This is a genomic window from Sphingomonas sp. BL-S-30, assembly GCF_055521475.1.
Genome location: NZ_CM145481.1, coordinates 636,406 through 652,589 on the forward strand (window position 1 = coordinate 636,406; position 16,184 = coordinate 652,589).

Consider the following 16,184-nt stretch of genomic DNA (forward strand, 5'->3'; position numbering starts at 1 on the left):
GGTGGGGCCGGTCACCGCGCCACCTTGGTCAGCGCCTTGGCGAGATCCGCCCGCAACTGGGCGAAGTCGCGGTCGATACCGCCGTTCCGCCCGATCAGCACATGGTCCGCGCCGCGAATGCCTGATTCGGGCAGCAGATCGCGAGCGAGCGCGCGCAGGCGCCGCTTCATGCGGTTACGCACGACCGCATTGCCGATCTTCTTGGTGACGGTGTACCCGATTCGCATCGACGGATCGCCGTCGTCACGATCGCGCACCAGCAGGACAAAGCCCGGCATCGGCGCGCGTTTTCCCGCATTCGCCGCGAGAAAATCGCGGCGGATGCGAAGGGTGGTCAGGCCGACAGCTTCTTGCGGCCGCGATTGCGGCGAGCGCGAATCACGTTGCGGCCGCCCGGAGTCGCCATCCGCGACCGGAAACCGTGCCGGCGCGCGCGCACCAGATTGCTCGGCTGAAAGGTCCGCTTCATCGTTCATTCCCTGGTCGTCTGAATAGAAAAGGGCCGCCACGCGGACGGCCTCGTAGCGGGTGCCCTTAGGCAAAGAGTGCGGCTTAGTCAACGTTTCCGCGTCTCGCCGACAGTGGGCGGACGGCGCCAGAACTTCATGCGGCTCAAGATCGATCCGAGCCACAGCGTGACGCCGACGGGGTGCCCGTCGGCCAGAAGGCTGCCGGCTTCGATCGTCCCGGCGCTCGAGACCTTAATTCCGTCCCGCTCGCGGCGCCGGCGCGCGCTCGCGCGGCGCAGGCCCATATCGGCATAATGGCCGAGTCTGGGCCAGCGGCGCTTGCCATGAACGAACTGGCGTTTCGCCCAATGCGAGTTTTGCAGCATCAGCGCCAGCCCGCCCGCGAACACGAACACGCCGCCGGGGCCGGGGATCACGCCGACCAACGGCGTTACGAGCACCAGCAGGACACCCAGCCAGAACAGGCCGAAGCGGATCGTCGGGTGACGTGAAGCGCGCATGGGACGCGATGTGGGTGCGGTGTGTTGGTTTGACAAGACACTGTTCCTGGCCACGACCGGTTCTTTCCCGGACAAAATTGCGTATGACCAACGCTCTTCGGGGGGAGTCGGGGGCAATATGGTCGCGAGCGTATCGACGGTGGCGTATCTCGGGCTCGAGGCGCGCGCCGTCGAAGTGCAGGTCCAGCTGATCCCCGGCCTGCCCGCTTTCAATGTCGTCGGGCTAGCCGACAAGGCGGTGGCGGAGAGCCGTGAGCGGGTGCGCGGCGCCATCGCGGCGATGGGCCTGTCGCTGCCGCCCAAGCGCATCGTGGTGAACCTGTCGCCGGCCGACCTGCCCAAGGAGGGATCGCATTTCGACCTGCCGATCGCGCTCGCGCTGCTCGGCGCGATGGGCGTGGTCGATGCCGAGACCCTGGCGGATTATGTCGTGGTCGGCGAACTGAGCCTGGACGGCCGGATCGCGCCCTCGCCGGGCGTGCTGCTCGCGGCGCTGCACGCGTCGGAGATCGGCAAGGGGCTGGTCTGCCCGGCGGCGCAGGGACCGGAAGCGGCCTGGGCGGCGGGGGTGCAGGTGCTGGCGGCGCCCGACGTGCTGGCGCTGCTCAACCACTTCAAGGGACATGGCCTGCTCTCCCCGCCACAGCCCGGCGAGGTCGAGGAAACCGGGTTCGGCCCCGATCTCGCGCAGGTGAAGGGGCAGGAGACCGCCAAGCGCGCGCTGGAGATCGCGGCGGCGGGTGGCCATAACATGGTGATGGTCGGGCCGCCGGGCGCGGGCAAATCGTTGATGGCGGCGTGCCTGCCGGGCATATTGCCGCCGCTCGATGCGGCCGAGGCGCTGGAGGTGTCGATGGTGGCGAGCGTGGCCGGCACGCTCAGCGGCGGGCGGCTGACCCGCACGCGGCCGTTCCGCGCGCCGCATCATTCGGCCTCGATGGCGGCGCTGGTCGGCGGCGGGCTGAAGGTGAAGCCGGGGGAAGTCAGCCTCGCGCATCTCGGCGTGCTGTTCCTCGACGAACTGCCGGAATTCCAGCGTGCGGTGCTCGATTCGCTGCGCCAGCCGCTGGAGACGGGCACAGTCAGCGTCGCGCGGGCCAATGCGCATGTGACCTTTCCGGCGCGCGTCCAGCTGATCGCGGCGATGAACCCGTGCCGCTGCGGACATCTGGGGGATGCCTCGCTCGCCTGTTCGCGCGCGCCGCGGTGCGCGGCGGATTACCAGACCAAGGTCTCGGGGCCACTGCTCGACCGGATCGACCTGCATGTCGAGGTGCAGGCGGTGAGCGCCGCCGACCTGGTGCTGCCGCCGCCGGCGGAAGGATCGACCGAGGTCGCCGCGCGCGTGGCCGCGGCGCGCGCGGTGCAGACGGCGCGCTATGCCGACCACCCGATCCGCACCAATGCCGAGGTCGATGGGGTGCTGCTCGAGGCGGTCGCGACGCCGGACGAGGCGGGGCGCAAGCTGCTCGCCCAGGCATCGGAGGCGATGCGCCTCTCGGCGCGCGGCTATACCCGCATCCTGCGCGTGGCGCGGACCATCGCCGATCTGGCGGGGAGCGAAGGGGTGGGGCGCATCCATGTGGCGGAGGCGCTGAGTTACCGGCGGCAGGCGCCGCGAAACTAAGTCGCGGCAACGCGCTGTTCACATTTGGGTCGGATGGTGTGTTGCGTAGCCGTCCGCATTGCCGGAACGCATTTTGGAGGGCTGGTTCGTGCCGCGCACCGAGGCGCCATGCAAAGGGGGATGTATCTGATGGAATGGATGATTTTGCCGCTCAAGCGATACGCTCAGTTCAATGGGCGGTCGCGGCGCAAGGAATATTGGATGTGGACCCTGTTCGTCATTCTCGCCTCGATCGTGACCGGCATTCTCGACTCGGTCCTCGGGCTGAGCGGGGAAACCGCGTTTGAGCCAGGTGCGACGCCGAACGGCTTCATGTATGCCATAGGCCTTATGGGCGGGCTGCTTTCCACGCTCTTCGTACTCGCCACGTTGATACCCGCCTTCGCCGTCTCGGTTCGCCGCCTGCACGATGTAGACCGCACCGGATGGTGGCTGATAGTGTCGTTCCTGCCCTATCTGGTCGGTCTCGCCCTCGTGGTCAGGGCAGGTTCGACCGGCAGCGTCGATGGGGTGGCTATCGTCGGCGCTATCCTGCTCCTGGTGGGCGCAATCGCCAGTATCGTGATACTGGTCTGGTTCTGTACCAGCGGCACTGTCGGGGCCAACCGCTTCGGCCCCGATCCGATGGACGCCTCGGAAGAGGATCTGATCCGCACCTTCGAGTAGGAGCACATCCCGGCCCGAGGGTCGCGGGCCGGGCGCGGGTTCCTGTCGCGCGTCTATGTCATGAAGATCGAACCCGCCGCGCAGGGCTATATCTATGTCGCGCGCAGAATGCGCCGGTGAAGGGGGCGCCCGATGACGCCCCCTGTCACCTCATTGGACCTTCAGCATCACCACTGACTTGGCCGGGATGGTGGCGTTCAGCGCGCCGCCCTCGAGCCGCGCGCCGTTGAACGCCGCCGGTTTCACCGCATCGGGCGCGGCGAAGTCGTTATGTGCCTGCATCGTCGCCGCGGTCAGGATGCGGCCGGTGACGCTGGTGCCGGCGACACCGGCCAGCGTCGCCGAAACCGCGGCCGCGCGGTTGGGATCGACGTTCACCAGCGCGATGTAGAGATGCCCGTCCGTGCCGCGCGCGGCCGAGGCACTGACTGACGGGATCGCCCATTGATCCTTGTTGTACCAGCTCGATATGAGATCGATCGGCACGAAGGTCGCATCCTGGAACGGCTTGTACATCTCGAACACATGATAGGTGGGCGTCAGCACCATCTTCGGCCCGTCGGTCAGGATCATCGCCTGCAGCACGTTCACCATCTGCGCGATATTGGCCATCTTCACGCGCTTCGCATGTTTGGCGAAGATATTGATGTTGAGCGCGGCAACCACCGCGTCGCGCAGCGTGTTCTGCTGCTGCAGGAAGCCCGGATTGCTGCCCGGCGTCGGATCGTACCAGGTGCCCCATTCGTCGACCGCCAGGATCTTTTTCCCGGAGGGGTCGTATCTGTCCATGATCTTCTCATGGCCGTCGAGATAGGTGTCCATCAGCAGCGTCTTGGAGAGCACGCGGGCCCAGGATTCCTCGTCGAAATCGGTGGCGGATCCCTTGGGGTTACGGCGGCTGGGGAAGGTGTAGTAATGGACGCCGGTGCCATCGATCTCGTTCGCGGCCTCGCGCATCATCACTTCGGTCCAGTTATATTCCGCCCAGGGCTCCGCATTGTGCGTCGCGCCGCTGGCGATCTTCATCGTCTTCGTGCCCTGGGGCAGCTTGACGAAGGTCGAGTAGCGCTTGGTCACATCGGCCGCATATTCGGGACGCATATTGCCGCCGCAGCCCCATAGCTCATTGCCGAGGCCGAACCATTCGAGCTTCCACGGCGCCTTGTGGCCGTTCTTCGCGCGCAGATCGGCGAGGCTGCCGGCAGGCGCGGTGATATATTCGACCCATTCGGCCATCTCCGCCGGCGTGCCGTTGCCGACATTGCCCGAGACATAGACTTCGGAGCCGATCTGTTCGGCGAAATCCATGAATTCGTGCGTGCCGAAGGCATTGTCCTCGGTCACGCCGCCCCAATGGGTGTTGACCTTGGTCGGGCGCTGCGCGCGCGGACCGATGCCTTCGCGCCAATGATATTCGTCGGCGAAGCAGCCGCCCGGCCAGCGCACCACGGGGACCTGAAGCGCCTTCAGCGCGGCGACGACGTCGTTGCGCATGCCGCGGGTGTTGGGGATCTTCGAATTGGGGCCGACCCAGACGCCGCCATAAATGCCGGTGCCGAGATGCTCGGCGAACTGGCCGAAGATATGCCGGTCGATCGTCGCGCCGGGCTGGTCGGCATGGATCGTCAGCGTGGCGGCGGGGGCGGGCGGGGGCGACTGGGCCAGGCCTGGCGCCATCCCGAAACAGGCGCAGGCCAGCAGCGCGGCAACAAAGCCTTTCCTCATGATATTCCTCTCCCTGTCTTATTGTCGGACAAATATACGGGATCATATAGGATCGCAAGAGAGGAACTTGGGCAACGAAGCACGTTCCTGGCGGTGATTTGCCGCCTTCCATATGATCATAACTCCTACAAGAGGTGCCAGTCTCGCGAGACCAGGCGGCAACGCGGTCGATCGGCCGGCAAGGCGTTGGAGTTCCTCGAAAGAGTCTTCCCCGGATCGGTTCGAGTTTGCATCCCGCCCGATTGACTCAGCCCGCGCCCGGGCATCTTTTTGCCGCCGATTTCCAGCGGAGATTTGTCATGTCCGATCAGACTTCGGGTAGCTTCGTCACGCCGGTATACCGGACCAGCGGAGTCCTGGCGGCAATGTCCACGGGCGGCGCAACCGGGGGCCCGATCAACCCGGGCGGCGTGGGCATCTGCCTCAGCGGCGGCGGCTCGCGCGCGATGGGCGCGGCGATGGGGCAGCTCCAGGCGCTGGAGGCGCTGACCACGGCCTCGGGCGACAGCCTGTTCAGCCAGGTCCTGGCGATGTCGACCGTGTCGGGCGGCGGCTGGGTCGGCATTCCCTTCACGTTTCTGCCGTCGAGCTTTTCCGATTCGCAGTTCCTCGGCAGCTATACCGAGCCTGCCAATCTTACCGACGGGATCATCACTGCCTCGCCGGCGGGATGGCTCGGCGGGCAGGTGTCGAGCGGCTTCTCGCTTCCCGATCTCGCCACCAAGGCGGTGTATCTGAGCAGCCAGGGCGTGCCGTCGAGCCAATTGTGGCAGACGCTGATGGGCCTGCATTTCCTCCAGCCCTATGGCCTGTTTCCCGTCGCGTCCGATTTCCAGCCGAACACCCTGTTCTCGCTCGATTCGCAGGTGCTCGGCAGCCAGGTGACCGGGCCCAACCCGTCGCTGACCGATGTGCCGGCCTATCTGGTCGCGCAGGTTTCGGGACAGCAGCGGCCCTATCTGCTCGGTGTCGCGAGCATGTTCGTGACCTTGCCCATCGAGCAAGTGCAAGCGCTCGTGCCGGTGCAGTCGACCCCGGTGCTGACCGGCATCCTCCCGACGCCGGTGGGCGGCGTCGATGGCAATGGCCTGGCGGTGGGCGGGGGCGCGATCGGATCGTTCAGCTTCGACTCGACCTATGAATCGAGCGGGAGCGACGGGACCGCGACGATCCAGCAGAGCGGGCAATGGTCGCTGATGGATATCGTGGGCACGAGCAGCGCCGCCTTCGCCGCGTCGCTGGAGAGCGAGCTCGCCAAAATGGCACAATCGTCCCATCGCTTCGCCGCCGCGCTGCGCGCCAACAAAGACAGCGCCGCGGCGAGCCTGGCCGAGCATGGCTATTCGGCGACCGACGTCGCCGCCACGCTGGAAGACCTGGCCGAGACGGCCGAGACGGGCGGCATGGACGCGGTCAAGGGCCGGCTGGGCGGGATCGACGCGCTGAGCGGGCTGATCCCGACTTATGATTATTGGTCGCCCGGCACGCCGCCATCCTCGGGCGGGTTCGCGCAGCAGGAATTCGCCGATGGCGGATCGCTCGACAATAGCGGCGTCACCTCGATGCTGTTCTATCCCGACGTGTCGACCGTCATCGCCTTCATCAACACCGAGAATGCGCTGACCCAGGATTCGAACGGCAATATCGCGATCGACGAGAGCGTGTCCGCCCTGTTCGGATTCCAGAAATATGATGGGAACGCGTCACCACCCTATGCGCCGCTGTCGGGGGCGCCGACGAGCAATTTGCGCCGGTTCAACCAGATCTTCCCGAGCGAGGATTTCCAGCCGCTGCTCGACGGCCTGTGGCAGAGCACGGGCGGCGACGAGAACATGGCGCCGATCTTCACCCAGCAGCTCGTCACGGTGGCGAACGACTGGTTCGGCATCGAGGCCGGGCGCGACGTGACGGTGCTATGGGTGTATCTCGGCATGTCCGAAGCCTGGTTCAAGGAGGTCAAGGATTTCGTCGTGAAGGCCAGGATCGACTTCGAGCTGACCGCCGAGAATTTCCCGCATTACGATACGCTCAAGACGCAGCGCACTCCGGTGCAGATGAACCTGTTGTCCAACCTGACCGCCTGGACGGTGATGCAGAACAGCGCGGCGTTCACGGCCTTGTTCAAGCCGATATGACAAAAGGGGCGCCACCGCGGTGACGCCCCTTCCAGGCTGGTGATGCGGATGGCCTCAACCGCGGCGGCCGTCCCAGTCGCGGCGCTCGAGGCGCAGGCGGACATGAATGCGGTTCACCTGAGTCTGCAGCGCGCTTACTTCGGCGCGGTTCAGGCCGCCGCGCAGATAGTCGTTATAGGTGCGCTGCAGCCTGGTCGCGTCGCGGCGCAGACCGGCGGCCTCGCGCTGCGAAATGGTGTGGCGCAACTGCGCGCGCTGGATCTGGTTCTGCAGCTGGTTGATGTCGCTCTGGATCTCCCGCTGGACCCCTGGCTGAACCCGCCAGGCCTGGGCGGAGGCGGGCATGGCGGCCATCGTCGCAGATGCCATCGCGATCGAGATCAATATCTTACGCATTACGAACTCCTTTTGACTCCATGGCCCCTTTGCCGGGCGCCGTGGATGTTGTGGAACCCGCCTGTCGCGGAATTGTGCCGTTTCGAGCGCGAAAGTGTCGCGATATGTGATGGATAGGCCAGCGCCGTTCAGCTTCGCCAAAATGTCATAACCGTTTCGGCTCCGACTCGGAATCCCGAGGTCGCGATGTCGTGGCATGAAGCGTCCTGCGGACGCATCGACGATCCGCGTTGACGAGGAGCGGGACATGGCGAGCAGCGCGAACCGAACGGCGGGCATGAACGGCACCAACATCGCGGACACGCCGACGCCGGCACCGACTCCGCCGCCCCGGCCCAATATCCTGCTGATCACCTGCGACCAGTATCGCTTCCCGCGCTTTTCCTATGGGGCGGGTGGCGGGTTCGCCGAGCCGCTGAAGGAAATCCTCGGCTTTCAGGGGGAGATTCACCAGTCCAATCCCTATGCGAAATTCTTCCCCGGCCTGCTCAGGCTGCGCCGGAATGCGGCGGTGCTGCGCAATCACACGATCGCCGCCAGCGCCTGCACGCCCAGCCGCGCGGTGATCTATACCGGGCAATATGGCACGAAGACCGGCGTCACCCAGACCGACGGGCTGTTCAAGAACGGCGATTCCTCTAACTTCCCCTGGCTCGCGGCGGACGGCATCCCGACGCTCGGCACCTGGATGCGTGCCGCGGGCTATTCGACGCATTATTTCGGCAAATGGCATGTCTCCAACCCGCCCGAGCATTCGCTCAGGCGCTACGGCTTCGACGATTGGGAGGAATCCTATCCCGAGCCGCACGGCGCGCAGGCCAATAATCTGGGCATCTATCGCGATGCCGAATTCGCCGGGAGCGCGAGCAACTTCATTCGCCGCCAGGGCCTCGCCGCGAATTACAACCGCGCCTATGCCTCGATGCTGGCGCAGGATCCGACGAGCAGCGGGCCCGTGGTTGCCGACATTCCGCCCTGGTTCGCGGTCGCATCCTTCGCCAACCCGCACGACATCGCGACCTATCCCGGCGTGATCGCGCAGGCGCTGCCCGATGCGGACAGTCGCAGCGGCACCCAGTCGATCTTCGGGCCGCTGACCGTGCCGGAAGTGGGCGCCGCGACCTTGCCGCCCGCCGCGGGCACCACCCAGATCCCGCTCAATCCGGACGATTTCCCGCGGCATTCGACCAAGCCCTCGCCGACCCAGAATGAATCGCTCGCCGACAAGCCGAGCTGCCAGCACGAGGCGGCGTACAAGGTCGGGCTCGCGCTGGCGTCCAAGGGCGGGTTCAACATCGTCGCGGGCGTGGCCGGCGCTGCCTCGGCCGCGGGCCTCGCCCCGACGGGCGACAATGCGATGGCGGCGGCCGTCGCCTTTTCGCTGAAGAGCTGCATCCCGTTCCAGCTGGCGCAGGACCCGGGACCCGAGGAGAATTGTCACAAGTTCCTCGAGCTCTATGCCTGGCTGCATGCCGCGGTCGACGTGCAGATCAACGCGGTGCTGGAGGCGCTGGAGGAGTCCGGCCAGGCCGACAACACCATCGTCATCTTCCTAGCGGATCACGGCGAATATGGCGCCGCGCACGGCATGATGATCGAAAAATGGCACGCTGCCTATCAGGAGGCGCTGCACGTGCCGGTGGTGGTGCAGTTCCCCGGCGGCAGCGCGCCGGCCAACCCTCATGTCGTGGGGGCGGAGCCGGCGCAGATCGATGCGCTGACCAGCCATATCGACATCCTGCCGACGGTGCTGGGCCTGGCCGGCGTCGACGCGACCGAGCGGCAGGCGATCGCCGCGCAGCTGGCAATGAGCCGCCCGGTGCCGCCGCTGCCGGGGGTCGACCTGTCCCCGATCATCGCCGGCGCCGTCGATGGCGCGCGGGTCGACATGCCCGTGGTCGAGCCGGACGGGGACATCCGCGAAGGCGTGCTGTTCATCACCGACGACGAGATCACCGCGCCGCTCGCGCCCTCCCGCAACGCCAGCGAGAAACGCTCCTATCAGGAGTTCGCGGTCTATCAGGAGGTGGTGGAGTCAGTGATCTGCGGCAAGGACGGCAAGGGGCCGGTCCCGCTCAAGCCGGGGTCAGTGAAGCAGCCCAACCATGTCCGCGCGGTCCGGACAAAGGACTATAAGCTCGCGCGCTATTTCGATCCGTCCGGCCGCGAGGCGCAGGAATGGGAGATGTACGATCTGGCGAACGACCCCAATGAGGCGTTCAACCTGGTCGAGGTCGCCGGATCGCCGCCCCGGGCCAAAGCCGGCCTGCCGCATGCGGAAAAGGTGCAGGAGGTGGCCGACCATCTGGCGCGGTTGCTGGCGAAGCTCGAGCTGCGCGATCTGTAGCCGTGACACGAAAAGGGCGGGCAACCATGTGGTTGCCCGCCCTTTCAGCGCGTCGGGTAAAACTCAAACGGTCTTTTTCGGCCGGCCGCGCGGTGCCTTGGGAGCCGCCGGCGCATCGGACGCGGTGGCCGGAGCCTTGAGCGGGCCGGGCTTGCGGCCGAGGCCGATCTTCTTGGCCATGGCGCGGCGCGCCTCCGAATAGGTCTCGGCGACCATCGGATAATCCGCCTTGAGGCCGTAGCGCGAACGGTAATCGTCCGGGGTCAGGCCATGGCCCGACAGATGACGGCGCAGAGTCTTGTAAGGCTTGCCGTCGATCAGCGAGATGATGTGATCCTTCGACGCCAGCGACTTGCGCACGGTCACGGCGGGCACATGCTCAGTCGCAGCTTCGGGCGCCGCGTCTTCTGTGGCGCTGCTTGCGAGTGCGGTCACGGTGGCATGCATCTTCTGGAGGAAGGCCGGCACTTCGTCGGCGGACACCCGGTTGTTGGGATTGCCAAGCCACGCAATGGTCAGCTCGGTCGCGAGCTCGGTTGCGTTGAGATCTGAAGTGTCGTCAGCCATAATTACCTCCAAACTGGATATATTGCTCATTAGCGCGATTACGGGTGGCGTCAACAGCAATACAACAATTGTTCTGCACCGCATGATGGCGAGTTCGTCACAGACACAAACCGGTGCATATTACTGCCTGCACGGCGCGTGTGCAGATCAAGGTTGATGGCGACGACGATAGCGCCCGGTCGACCATAATTCTCGGCACTTCTGCGCGGACACTTGCCGGTTGCTTGGTATTTTCAGGCTGATCTCTGGGCGGGCAGGCCAACTATCTGAAAGAAAGATGAACGAAACTTCATCTTGCGCCAAATGAGCGGAGATCGGCGGAATTTGTCGCGCGGCGGGGCGTGTCCGGTCGGGCGACGACACCAGCGCAGCGTGCGGCAGCGCGCGGGTTGAAATCGCGGCGGCGCCCGGCTAACTGCGCGCTCTCCCGGTCTTGCCGGGATCGTGCGGGCGTGGTGAAACTGGTAGACGCGCCGGACTCAAAATCCGGTTCCGAAAGGAGTGTCGGTTCGATTCCGACCGCCCGCACCAAATTTTTCGAGGATCGGCTCGGGATCAGGCCCGAAGGTCAGGCCTCCACCGTCTCCAGTTCCTCGCTGATCGCCAGCCACACGGCTTCGGCCGCTTCGAGCTTCGCCGCGACATCGGCGCGCTGCTTCATCAGCTCGCTCATGTTCATCCTGGACAGCCATGGCTCGGCGGTCGAGGGATCGAACATCGCCCGGTCGATCGCGCTGCGCTGCTTGGAGAGCTTGGCGACCAGCGCCTCCGCCTCGTGCGCCCGCTTGCGCAGCGCGACGCTCTTCTCGCGTGCCTCGGCACTGGCGCGGCGTTCGTCCTTCTTGCTGACCTTGGCCTTGGCGGCACCGCCGCCGCCGGTAGCGCCGTCGCTGGAGAGCACGAAGGCGATATAATCCTCCATGCTGCCATTATATTCGGTCGCCGCGCCGCCATCGACCAGCACCAGCCGGTCGGCGGTCAGCTCGATCATGTGGCGGTCATGGCTGACGATCACCACAGCGCCGTCATAGGCGTTGAGCGCCTGGACCAGCGCCTCGCGCGCGTCGACATCCAGATGGTTGGTCGGCTCGTCGAGGATCAGCATGTGCGGCGCGTCGCGGGTGATCAGCGCCAAAGCGAGGCGCGCGCGCTCGCCGCCCGACAGGCTGCCGACCTTGGTCGTCGCCTTTTGCCCCGAAAAGCCGAACCGGCCGAGCTGCGCGCGGACCGCGGCGGGCGACATGCCCTTCATCATCCGCGTCATATGTTCGAGCGGCGTATCGGTCGTGTCGAGCTCTTCCACCTGATACTGGGTGAAATAGCCGACGCGCATCTTGCCCGATGCGGTCATCTCGCCTTCCATCGGGGTGAGCTGCGCGGCGAGCAGGCGGGCAAGCGTGGTCTTGCCGTTGCCGTTGCGGCCGAGCAGCGCGACGCGGTCGTCCGGATCGAGCCGCAGGTTGAGGCGGCGCAGGATCGGATTGCCCTCGGTATAGCCGACCGCGGCCATGTCGAGCGTGACGAGCGGTGGGCGCAGCTCTTCCGGGCTGGGGAAGTCGAAGGACAGCGTCGGATCCTCCGCCATCGCCGCGATCGGCTGCATCTTGGCGAGCATCTTCTGGCGCGACTGGGCCTGTTTCGCGGTCGAGGCGCGCGCGCTGTTGCGGGCGATATAGTCCTGCAGCTTGGCGCGCTGCGCATCCTGCGATGCCTTGGCGGCGGCGAGCTGAGCCGCGCGTTCGGCACGCTGCTGCTCGAAGCTGTCATAGCCGCCGGTGTACATCACCGTCTTGCCGCCCTCGAGATGAAGGATGGTGTCGACGACATTGTTGAGCAGGTCGCGCTCATGGCTGATGACGACCATCATCGCCGGATAGGCCTTGAGGAAATTCTCGAGCCACAGGGTCGCTTCGAGATCGAGATGATTCGAGGGCTCGTCGAGCAGCAGCAGGTCTGGTTCGGAGAAAAGCAGGGCGGCGAGCGCGACGCGCATCTTCCAGCCGCCCGAATAGCTGTCGATCGGGCGACCCTGCATTTCCTCGTCGAAGCCGAGGCCGACCAGGATACGCGCGGCGCGCGCCTCGGCGGTATAGGCGTCGATCGCGATCAGCCGGTCGTGGATTTCGCCGACCCGGTCGGGATCGTGGCAATCCTCCGCTTCCTTGAGAAGCGCGGCGCGCTCGGTATCGGCGGCGAGCACGGTCTCGATCGGCGTGGTCTTCCCGCTCGGCGCTTCCTGCTTGAGATAGCCGATGCGCGTCTTGCGCGGCATCTCGATCTCGCCCTCGTCGGCCTCGATCGATCCGATCATCACTTTCATCAAGGTCGACTTGCCCGCGCCGTTGCGGCCGATCAGGCCGACACGGCTTTTCGGCGGCAAGGTTGCCGTCGCGCGGTCGAGGATCGTGCGCCCGCCGAGGCGCACCGTGATACCGTTGATATTCAGCATGCGGGCGCCACTATCATGCAGCGCAGCATATTAGAAGCACTTCCCCTCCCGCTTGCGGGAGGGGTTAGGGGAGGGCTTGTCCGCATAAGCGGAGTTCAGTGGAGGAGGACAGGCCCTCCCCCGACCCCTCCCGCAAGCGGGAGGGGGGCAGAAGAAGGTCAGGCGATCGTGTTGACCAGTCCACCCTCGGCCCGGATCGAGGCGCCGTTGGTGGCGGAGGCACGCGGGCTGGCGATATAGGCCACCATGTCGCCGATCTCCTTTGCTTCGATCATGCGCTGGATGATCGAGGAGGGGCGGGCGTCGCGGAAGAATTCCGTTTCGATCTGGTCGATCGACGCGGCGGGATCGGACGCCTGGCTGCGCAGGAATTCGACGACGCCGTCCGACCGGGTCGGCCCCGGCAGCACCGAATTGACCGTGACGTTGGTGCCGCGCGTCAGCTGCGACAGGCCGCGGGCGATGGCGAGCTGGGCGGTCTTGGTCATGCCGTAATGGATCATGTCCTGCGGCACGGCGAGGCCGGATTCGCTCGAGATGAAAATGATCCGGCCCCAGTTCTGCTCCAGCATGGCGGGCAGATAGGCGCGCGACAGGCGGACGCCGCTCAGCACGTTGACGTCGAAGATGTTGGCCCAGTCGGCATCGCTGATGTCGCCGAATGCCTTGCTTTCATAGATGCCGAGATTGTTGATCAGGATGTCGACGGTCGGCAGCGCCGCCGTCACCGCCGCGGCGCCCTCGGCGGTCGCGACGTCGGCGATCACGCCGGCGACGGGCTTGCCGCCAGAGGCGTTGATGTCGGCGATCGCGTCATCGAGCTTCTGCTGCGAGCGGCCGGTGATGGTCACCACGGCGCCCTCGAGCGAGAGCGAGCGGGCGATTTCAAGGCCGATGCCACCGGTGCCGCCGGTTACCAGGGCAATCTTGTCGGTGAGTTCCAGGTCCATGATGAGTCTCCACGGGGTTTCGTTGGAAGTGATCTAGGCGTGACGCCTGGTTTCTACTATGTCCAGAAGCAGATCAGCATCTGTGACTGGAAATCATCAATGCCGCGCATCCAGATGGAACGATCGGGCGAGATGGAGGTGTTCGTGCGGGTCGTCGCCGAGGGCGGCTTCTCCGCAGCGGCGCGCACGCTCGACCTGACGCCGTCGGCGGTGAGCAAGCTGATCGCCCGGCTGGAGGAGCGGCTCGGCGCGCGGCTGCTGGTGCGCACGACGCGTGCGCTGAGCCTGACCGACGAGGGCGAGGCCTATCACCGCGCGGCGATGCGCATCCTGCAGGAGCTGAACGATGCCGACCAGGAGGCATCGGGCGGGGCGGTGCGCGGCAGGCTGCGGGTCAGCGCTTCCCTGCCGTTCGGGACGATGTTCGTGGCACCGGCGGTCGCGACTTTCCTGGCGAAGCACCCCCAGGTAGTGGTCGATCTCAACCTGACCGACGATGTGGTCGACCTGCTGGCGGAGCGGACCGATGTGGCGATCCGCATGGGCAATCTGCCCGACTCCGGGCTGATGGCGCGCAAGCTCGGCGAGAGCCGCCGGATGATCTCCGCGTCCCCCGCCTATCTCGCGCGGCACGGCACGCCCGAGCACCCGCGGGATCTGGCGCGGCATGATTGCCTGACGTTCAATTTCCGCCGACCGCGCACGACCTGGCCGTTCCGCTGCGACGAGGGGATCATCGACCAGCCGGTGACCGGCAGCCTGCAACTCAACAATGGCGAGACGATGCGGCAGATGGCGCTGGCCGGCGTCGGCATCGCCCGGATCGGGCTGTTCCATGTCGCGGAGATGATCGCGGCGGGTCGGCTGGTCGCGCTGCTCGAAGAGTTTAATCCGGGCGACATGGAAGTGGTCAGCGCGGTCTATGTCGGCGGCGGCATCCTGCCGCACCGGGTGCGGGTGTTCATCGATCACCTCGTCGAGGAGTTGCGGGACGTGCCGCTGCTTGCGCCCGTCAGCGCCGGGGCAGGGTGATCGTCGCGTCAAGCCCGCCTTCCGGGCGGTTGACCAGCGTGATGTCGCCGCCCGCCTCGCGCACGATGGCGCGGGCCAGCGCGAGGCCGAGTCCGATGCCCCCCGTCTCCTTGTTGCGCGACGTCTCGAGCCGGGTGAAGGCGTCGAACACGTCGCCGAGATGTTCGGGCGGAATGCCCGGGCCCTGATCGGCGACCACGATCGAGACCTCGCGGTCGCCGGGCACGACCCGAACTTCGGCTGATACGCCATATTTGACCGCATTCTCGATCAGATTGCGCACCGCGCGCCGGATCAGCGACGGGCGCAGCCGCATCCTCAGCCGGTCGGCTTCCTCGAAGGTCACGTCATGGTCGAGATCGCGGAAATCCTCGACCACGGCATCGACCAGGGCGGCCAGATCGACCTCGGTGAGCGCTTCGCTCGGCCGCCCGAGGCGGGCGAGCGACAGGATGTCGTCGAGGGTCCGGTTCATCTCCTCGATCGTGTCGGCCATCTTCAGCCGGTCGGTATCGTCCTCGACCGATTCGATGCGCACGCGCAGCGCGGCGAGCGGGGTGCGCAGATCATGCCCGATCGCGCCGAGCATCCGGTCCTTCTCGTCGAGCATCGCCGAAACGCGCAGGCGCAGCGCGTTGAACGCGGCGATCACGTCGCGCAGATCCTGCGGGCCGCGTTCCTCGACCGGCACATCGACTTCGCCGGGCATGAAATTGCGGGCGGCGGCGGCGAGGCTGCGCAGCGGTTGCGAGATGCGCCGGCCGATCCACAGCACCGGGATCAGCATGATCGCGTACAGCACCAGCGTCTGCCAGATCAGACGCCAGACCAGAAAGGCTTCGGCGCGGGGCCATGGCGCGCTGAGCACGAGCCAGCCCTTGCCGGGCTGTTCGACCGCGATGACCAGCTCGCCACCCATCTTGACCATGCGTTCCGAAAAACGCGGACCCCAGCGGCGCGATCGGCGATCGCCTTTGTGAATCGCGCGGACTTCAGTTTCGATCCGCCCGACTTTCAGCCCGGCTTCCGCCAGTTCGGTGCGCAATCCCTGCTCGACGATCGGCTGATGCTCGCCTGCCGGGTTGACGGGCGAGAGGTCGGCCTTGCGCACGCCGCGACGGCTACCGTCGAAGGGACCGCCACGATTGCTGCGCTCGACCGCATCGACGATGCGGGCGACCGCGGGGCCGGTGGCCTGATCGTAGCGGGAGGCGCGCCGGTCCTGCAGCTGGATCGCGAAGTTGATCGCCTGCGCCACGAACAGCGCGATCGCGATCAGCAGCACCATCTGCCCGGAAAGATTGCGCGGCCACAGCCGGA

At 66.2% G+C, this 16,184-nt stretch carries 14 protein-coding genes and 1 tRNA gene; 6 read left to right on the plus strand and 9 right to left on the minus strand.

Annotated features, from left to right (window positions below):
- Positions 1–11 precede the first annotated feature (11 nt).
- The 3 genes from rnpA to ACZ1I5_RS02770 form a co-directional block, all read right to left on the minus strand.
- Entirely contained in the window at positions 12–338 is a 327-nt protein-coding gene (rnpA, locus tag ACZ1I5_RS02760; protein WP_465173880.1) for a ribonuclease P protein component, read from the minus strand.
- A complete protein-coding gene (rpmH, locus tag ACZ1I5_RS02765) occupies positions 335–469 on the minus strand; it encodes a 50S ribosomal protein L34 (protein ID WP_010162954.1) in 135 nt (44 codons plus the stop codon). The genes rnpA and rpmH overlap by 4 nt, the downstream gene beginning before the upstream one ends.
- 87 nt (positions 470–556) lie before the next feature.
- The gene (locus ACZ1I5_RS02770) at positions 557–970 is read right to left on the minus strand and encodes a hypothetical protein (RefSeq protein WP_465172216.1); all 414 of its coding nucleotides are present in this window, start codon (positions 968–970) and stop codon (positions 557–559) included.
- A gap of 118 nt (positions 971–1,088) precedes the next feature.
- On the opposite strand from ACZ1I5_RS02770, the gene ACZ1I5_RS02775 reads away from it, so the two are divergent.
- Both ACZ1I5_RS02775 and ACZ1I5_RS02780 read left to right on the plus strand, forming a co-directional pair.
- Entirely contained in the window at positions 1,089–2,597 is a 1,509-nt protein-coding gene (locus tag ACZ1I5_RS02775) for a YifB family Mg chelatase-like AAA ATPase (protein WP_465172217.1), read from the plus strand.
- 129 nt (positions 2,598–2,726) lie between these two features.
- Positions 2,727–3,263: a DUF805 domain-containing protein gene (locus ACZ1I5_RS02780; RefSeq protein ID WP_465172218.1), complete on the plus strand. Its 537-nt coding sequence runs from the start codon at positions 2,727–2,729 to the stop codon at positions 3,261–3,263.
- A gap of 150 nt (positions 3,264–3,413) precedes the next feature.
- Here the strand turns inward: ACZ1I5_RS02780 and ACZ1I5_RS02785 are convergent, their stop codons facing one another.
- Complete coding sequence (locus ACZ1I5_RS02785) at positions 3,414–4,988, minus strand: alpha-N-arabinofuranosidase (RefSeq protein WP_465172219.1); 1,575 nt, start codon at positions 4,986–4,988, stop codon at positions 3,414–3,416.
- Between the two features lie 299 nt (positions 4,989–5,287).
- Here ACZ1I5_RS02785 and ACZ1I5_RS02790 point away from each other — a divergent pair, with 299 nt between their 5' ends.
- Positions 5,288–7,123: a hypothetical protein gene (locus ACZ1I5_RS02790; protein ID WP_465172220.1), complete on the plus strand. Its 1,836-nt coding sequence runs from the start codon at positions 5,288–5,290 to the stop codon at positions 7,121–7,123.
- Between the two features lie 54 nt (positions 7,124–7,177).
- Here ACZ1I5_RS02790 and ACZ1I5_RS02795 read toward each other — a convergent pair whose 3' ends face one another.
- Positions 7,178–7,519: a hypothetical protein gene (locus ACZ1I5_RS02795; RefSeq protein ID WP_465172221.1), complete on the minus strand. Its 342-nt coding sequence runs from the start codon at positions 7,517–7,519 to the stop codon at positions 7,178–7,180.
- Positions 7,520–7,715: 196 nt separating this feature from the next.
- On the opposite strand from ACZ1I5_RS02795, the gene ACZ1I5_RS02800 reads away from it, so the two are divergent.
- Positions 7,716–9,866, plus strand: coding sequence for a sulfatase-like hydrolase/transferase (locus ACZ1I5_RS02800; RefSeq protein ID WP_465172222.1), 2,151 nt, complete (start codon positions 7,716–7,718; stop codon positions 9,864–9,866).
- 63 nt (positions 9,867–9,929) lie between these two features.
- Here the strand turns inward: ACZ1I5_RS02800 and ACZ1I5_RS02805 are convergent, their stop codons facing one another.
- Complete coding sequence (locus tag ACZ1I5_RS02805) at positions 9,930–10,433, minus strand: Ros/MucR family transcriptional regulator (protein ID WP_465172223.1); 504 nt, start codon at positions 10,431–10,433, stop codon at positions 9,930–9,932.
- Positions 10,434–10,879: 446 nt separating this feature from the next.
- Between ACZ1I5_RS02805 and ACZ1I5_RS02810 the strand changes: the two genes are divergently transcribed.
- Positions 10,880–10,964: transfer RNA gene (locus tag ACZ1I5_RS02810), tRNA-Leu, on the plus strand.
- Between the two features lie 37 nt (positions 10,965–11,001).
- On the opposite strand, the gene ACZ1I5_RS02815 is transcribed toward ACZ1I5_RS02810, so the two are convergent.
- Positions 11,002–12,882 (minus strand): ABC-F family ATP-binding cassette domain-containing protein, encoded by a 1,881-nt coding sequence (locus ACZ1I5_RS02815; RefSeq protein WP_465172224.1) that lies wholly within the window; start codon positions 12,880–12,882, stop codon positions 11,002–11,004.
- Positions 12,883–13,040: 158 nt separating this feature from the next.
- Complete coding sequence (locus ACZ1I5_RS02820) at positions 13,041–13,832, minus strand: SDR family NAD(P)-dependent oxidoreductase (RefSeq protein WP_465172225.1); 792 nt, start codon at positions 13,830–13,832, stop codon at positions 13,041–13,043.
- Between the two features lie 99 nt (positions 13,833–13,931).
- Between ACZ1I5_RS02820 and ACZ1I5_RS02825 the strand changes: the two genes are divergently transcribed.
- Positions 13,932–14,864 (plus strand): LysR family transcriptional regulator, encoded by a 933-nt coding sequence (locus tag ACZ1I5_RS02825; protein WP_465172226.1) that lies wholly within the window; start codon positions 13,932–13,934, stop codon positions 14,862–14,864.
- Here ACZ1I5_RS02825 and ACZ1I5_RS02830 read toward each other — a convergent pair.
- Entirely contained in the window at positions 14,845–16,152 is a 1,308-nt protein-coding gene (locus ACZ1I5_RS02830; protein WP_465172227.1) for a sensor histidine kinase, read from the minus strand. The two genes, ACZ1I5_RS02825 and ACZ1I5_RS02830, sit on opposite strands and share 20 nt — an antisense overlap.
- Between the last annotated feature and the right edge of the window lie 32 nt (positions 16,153–16,184).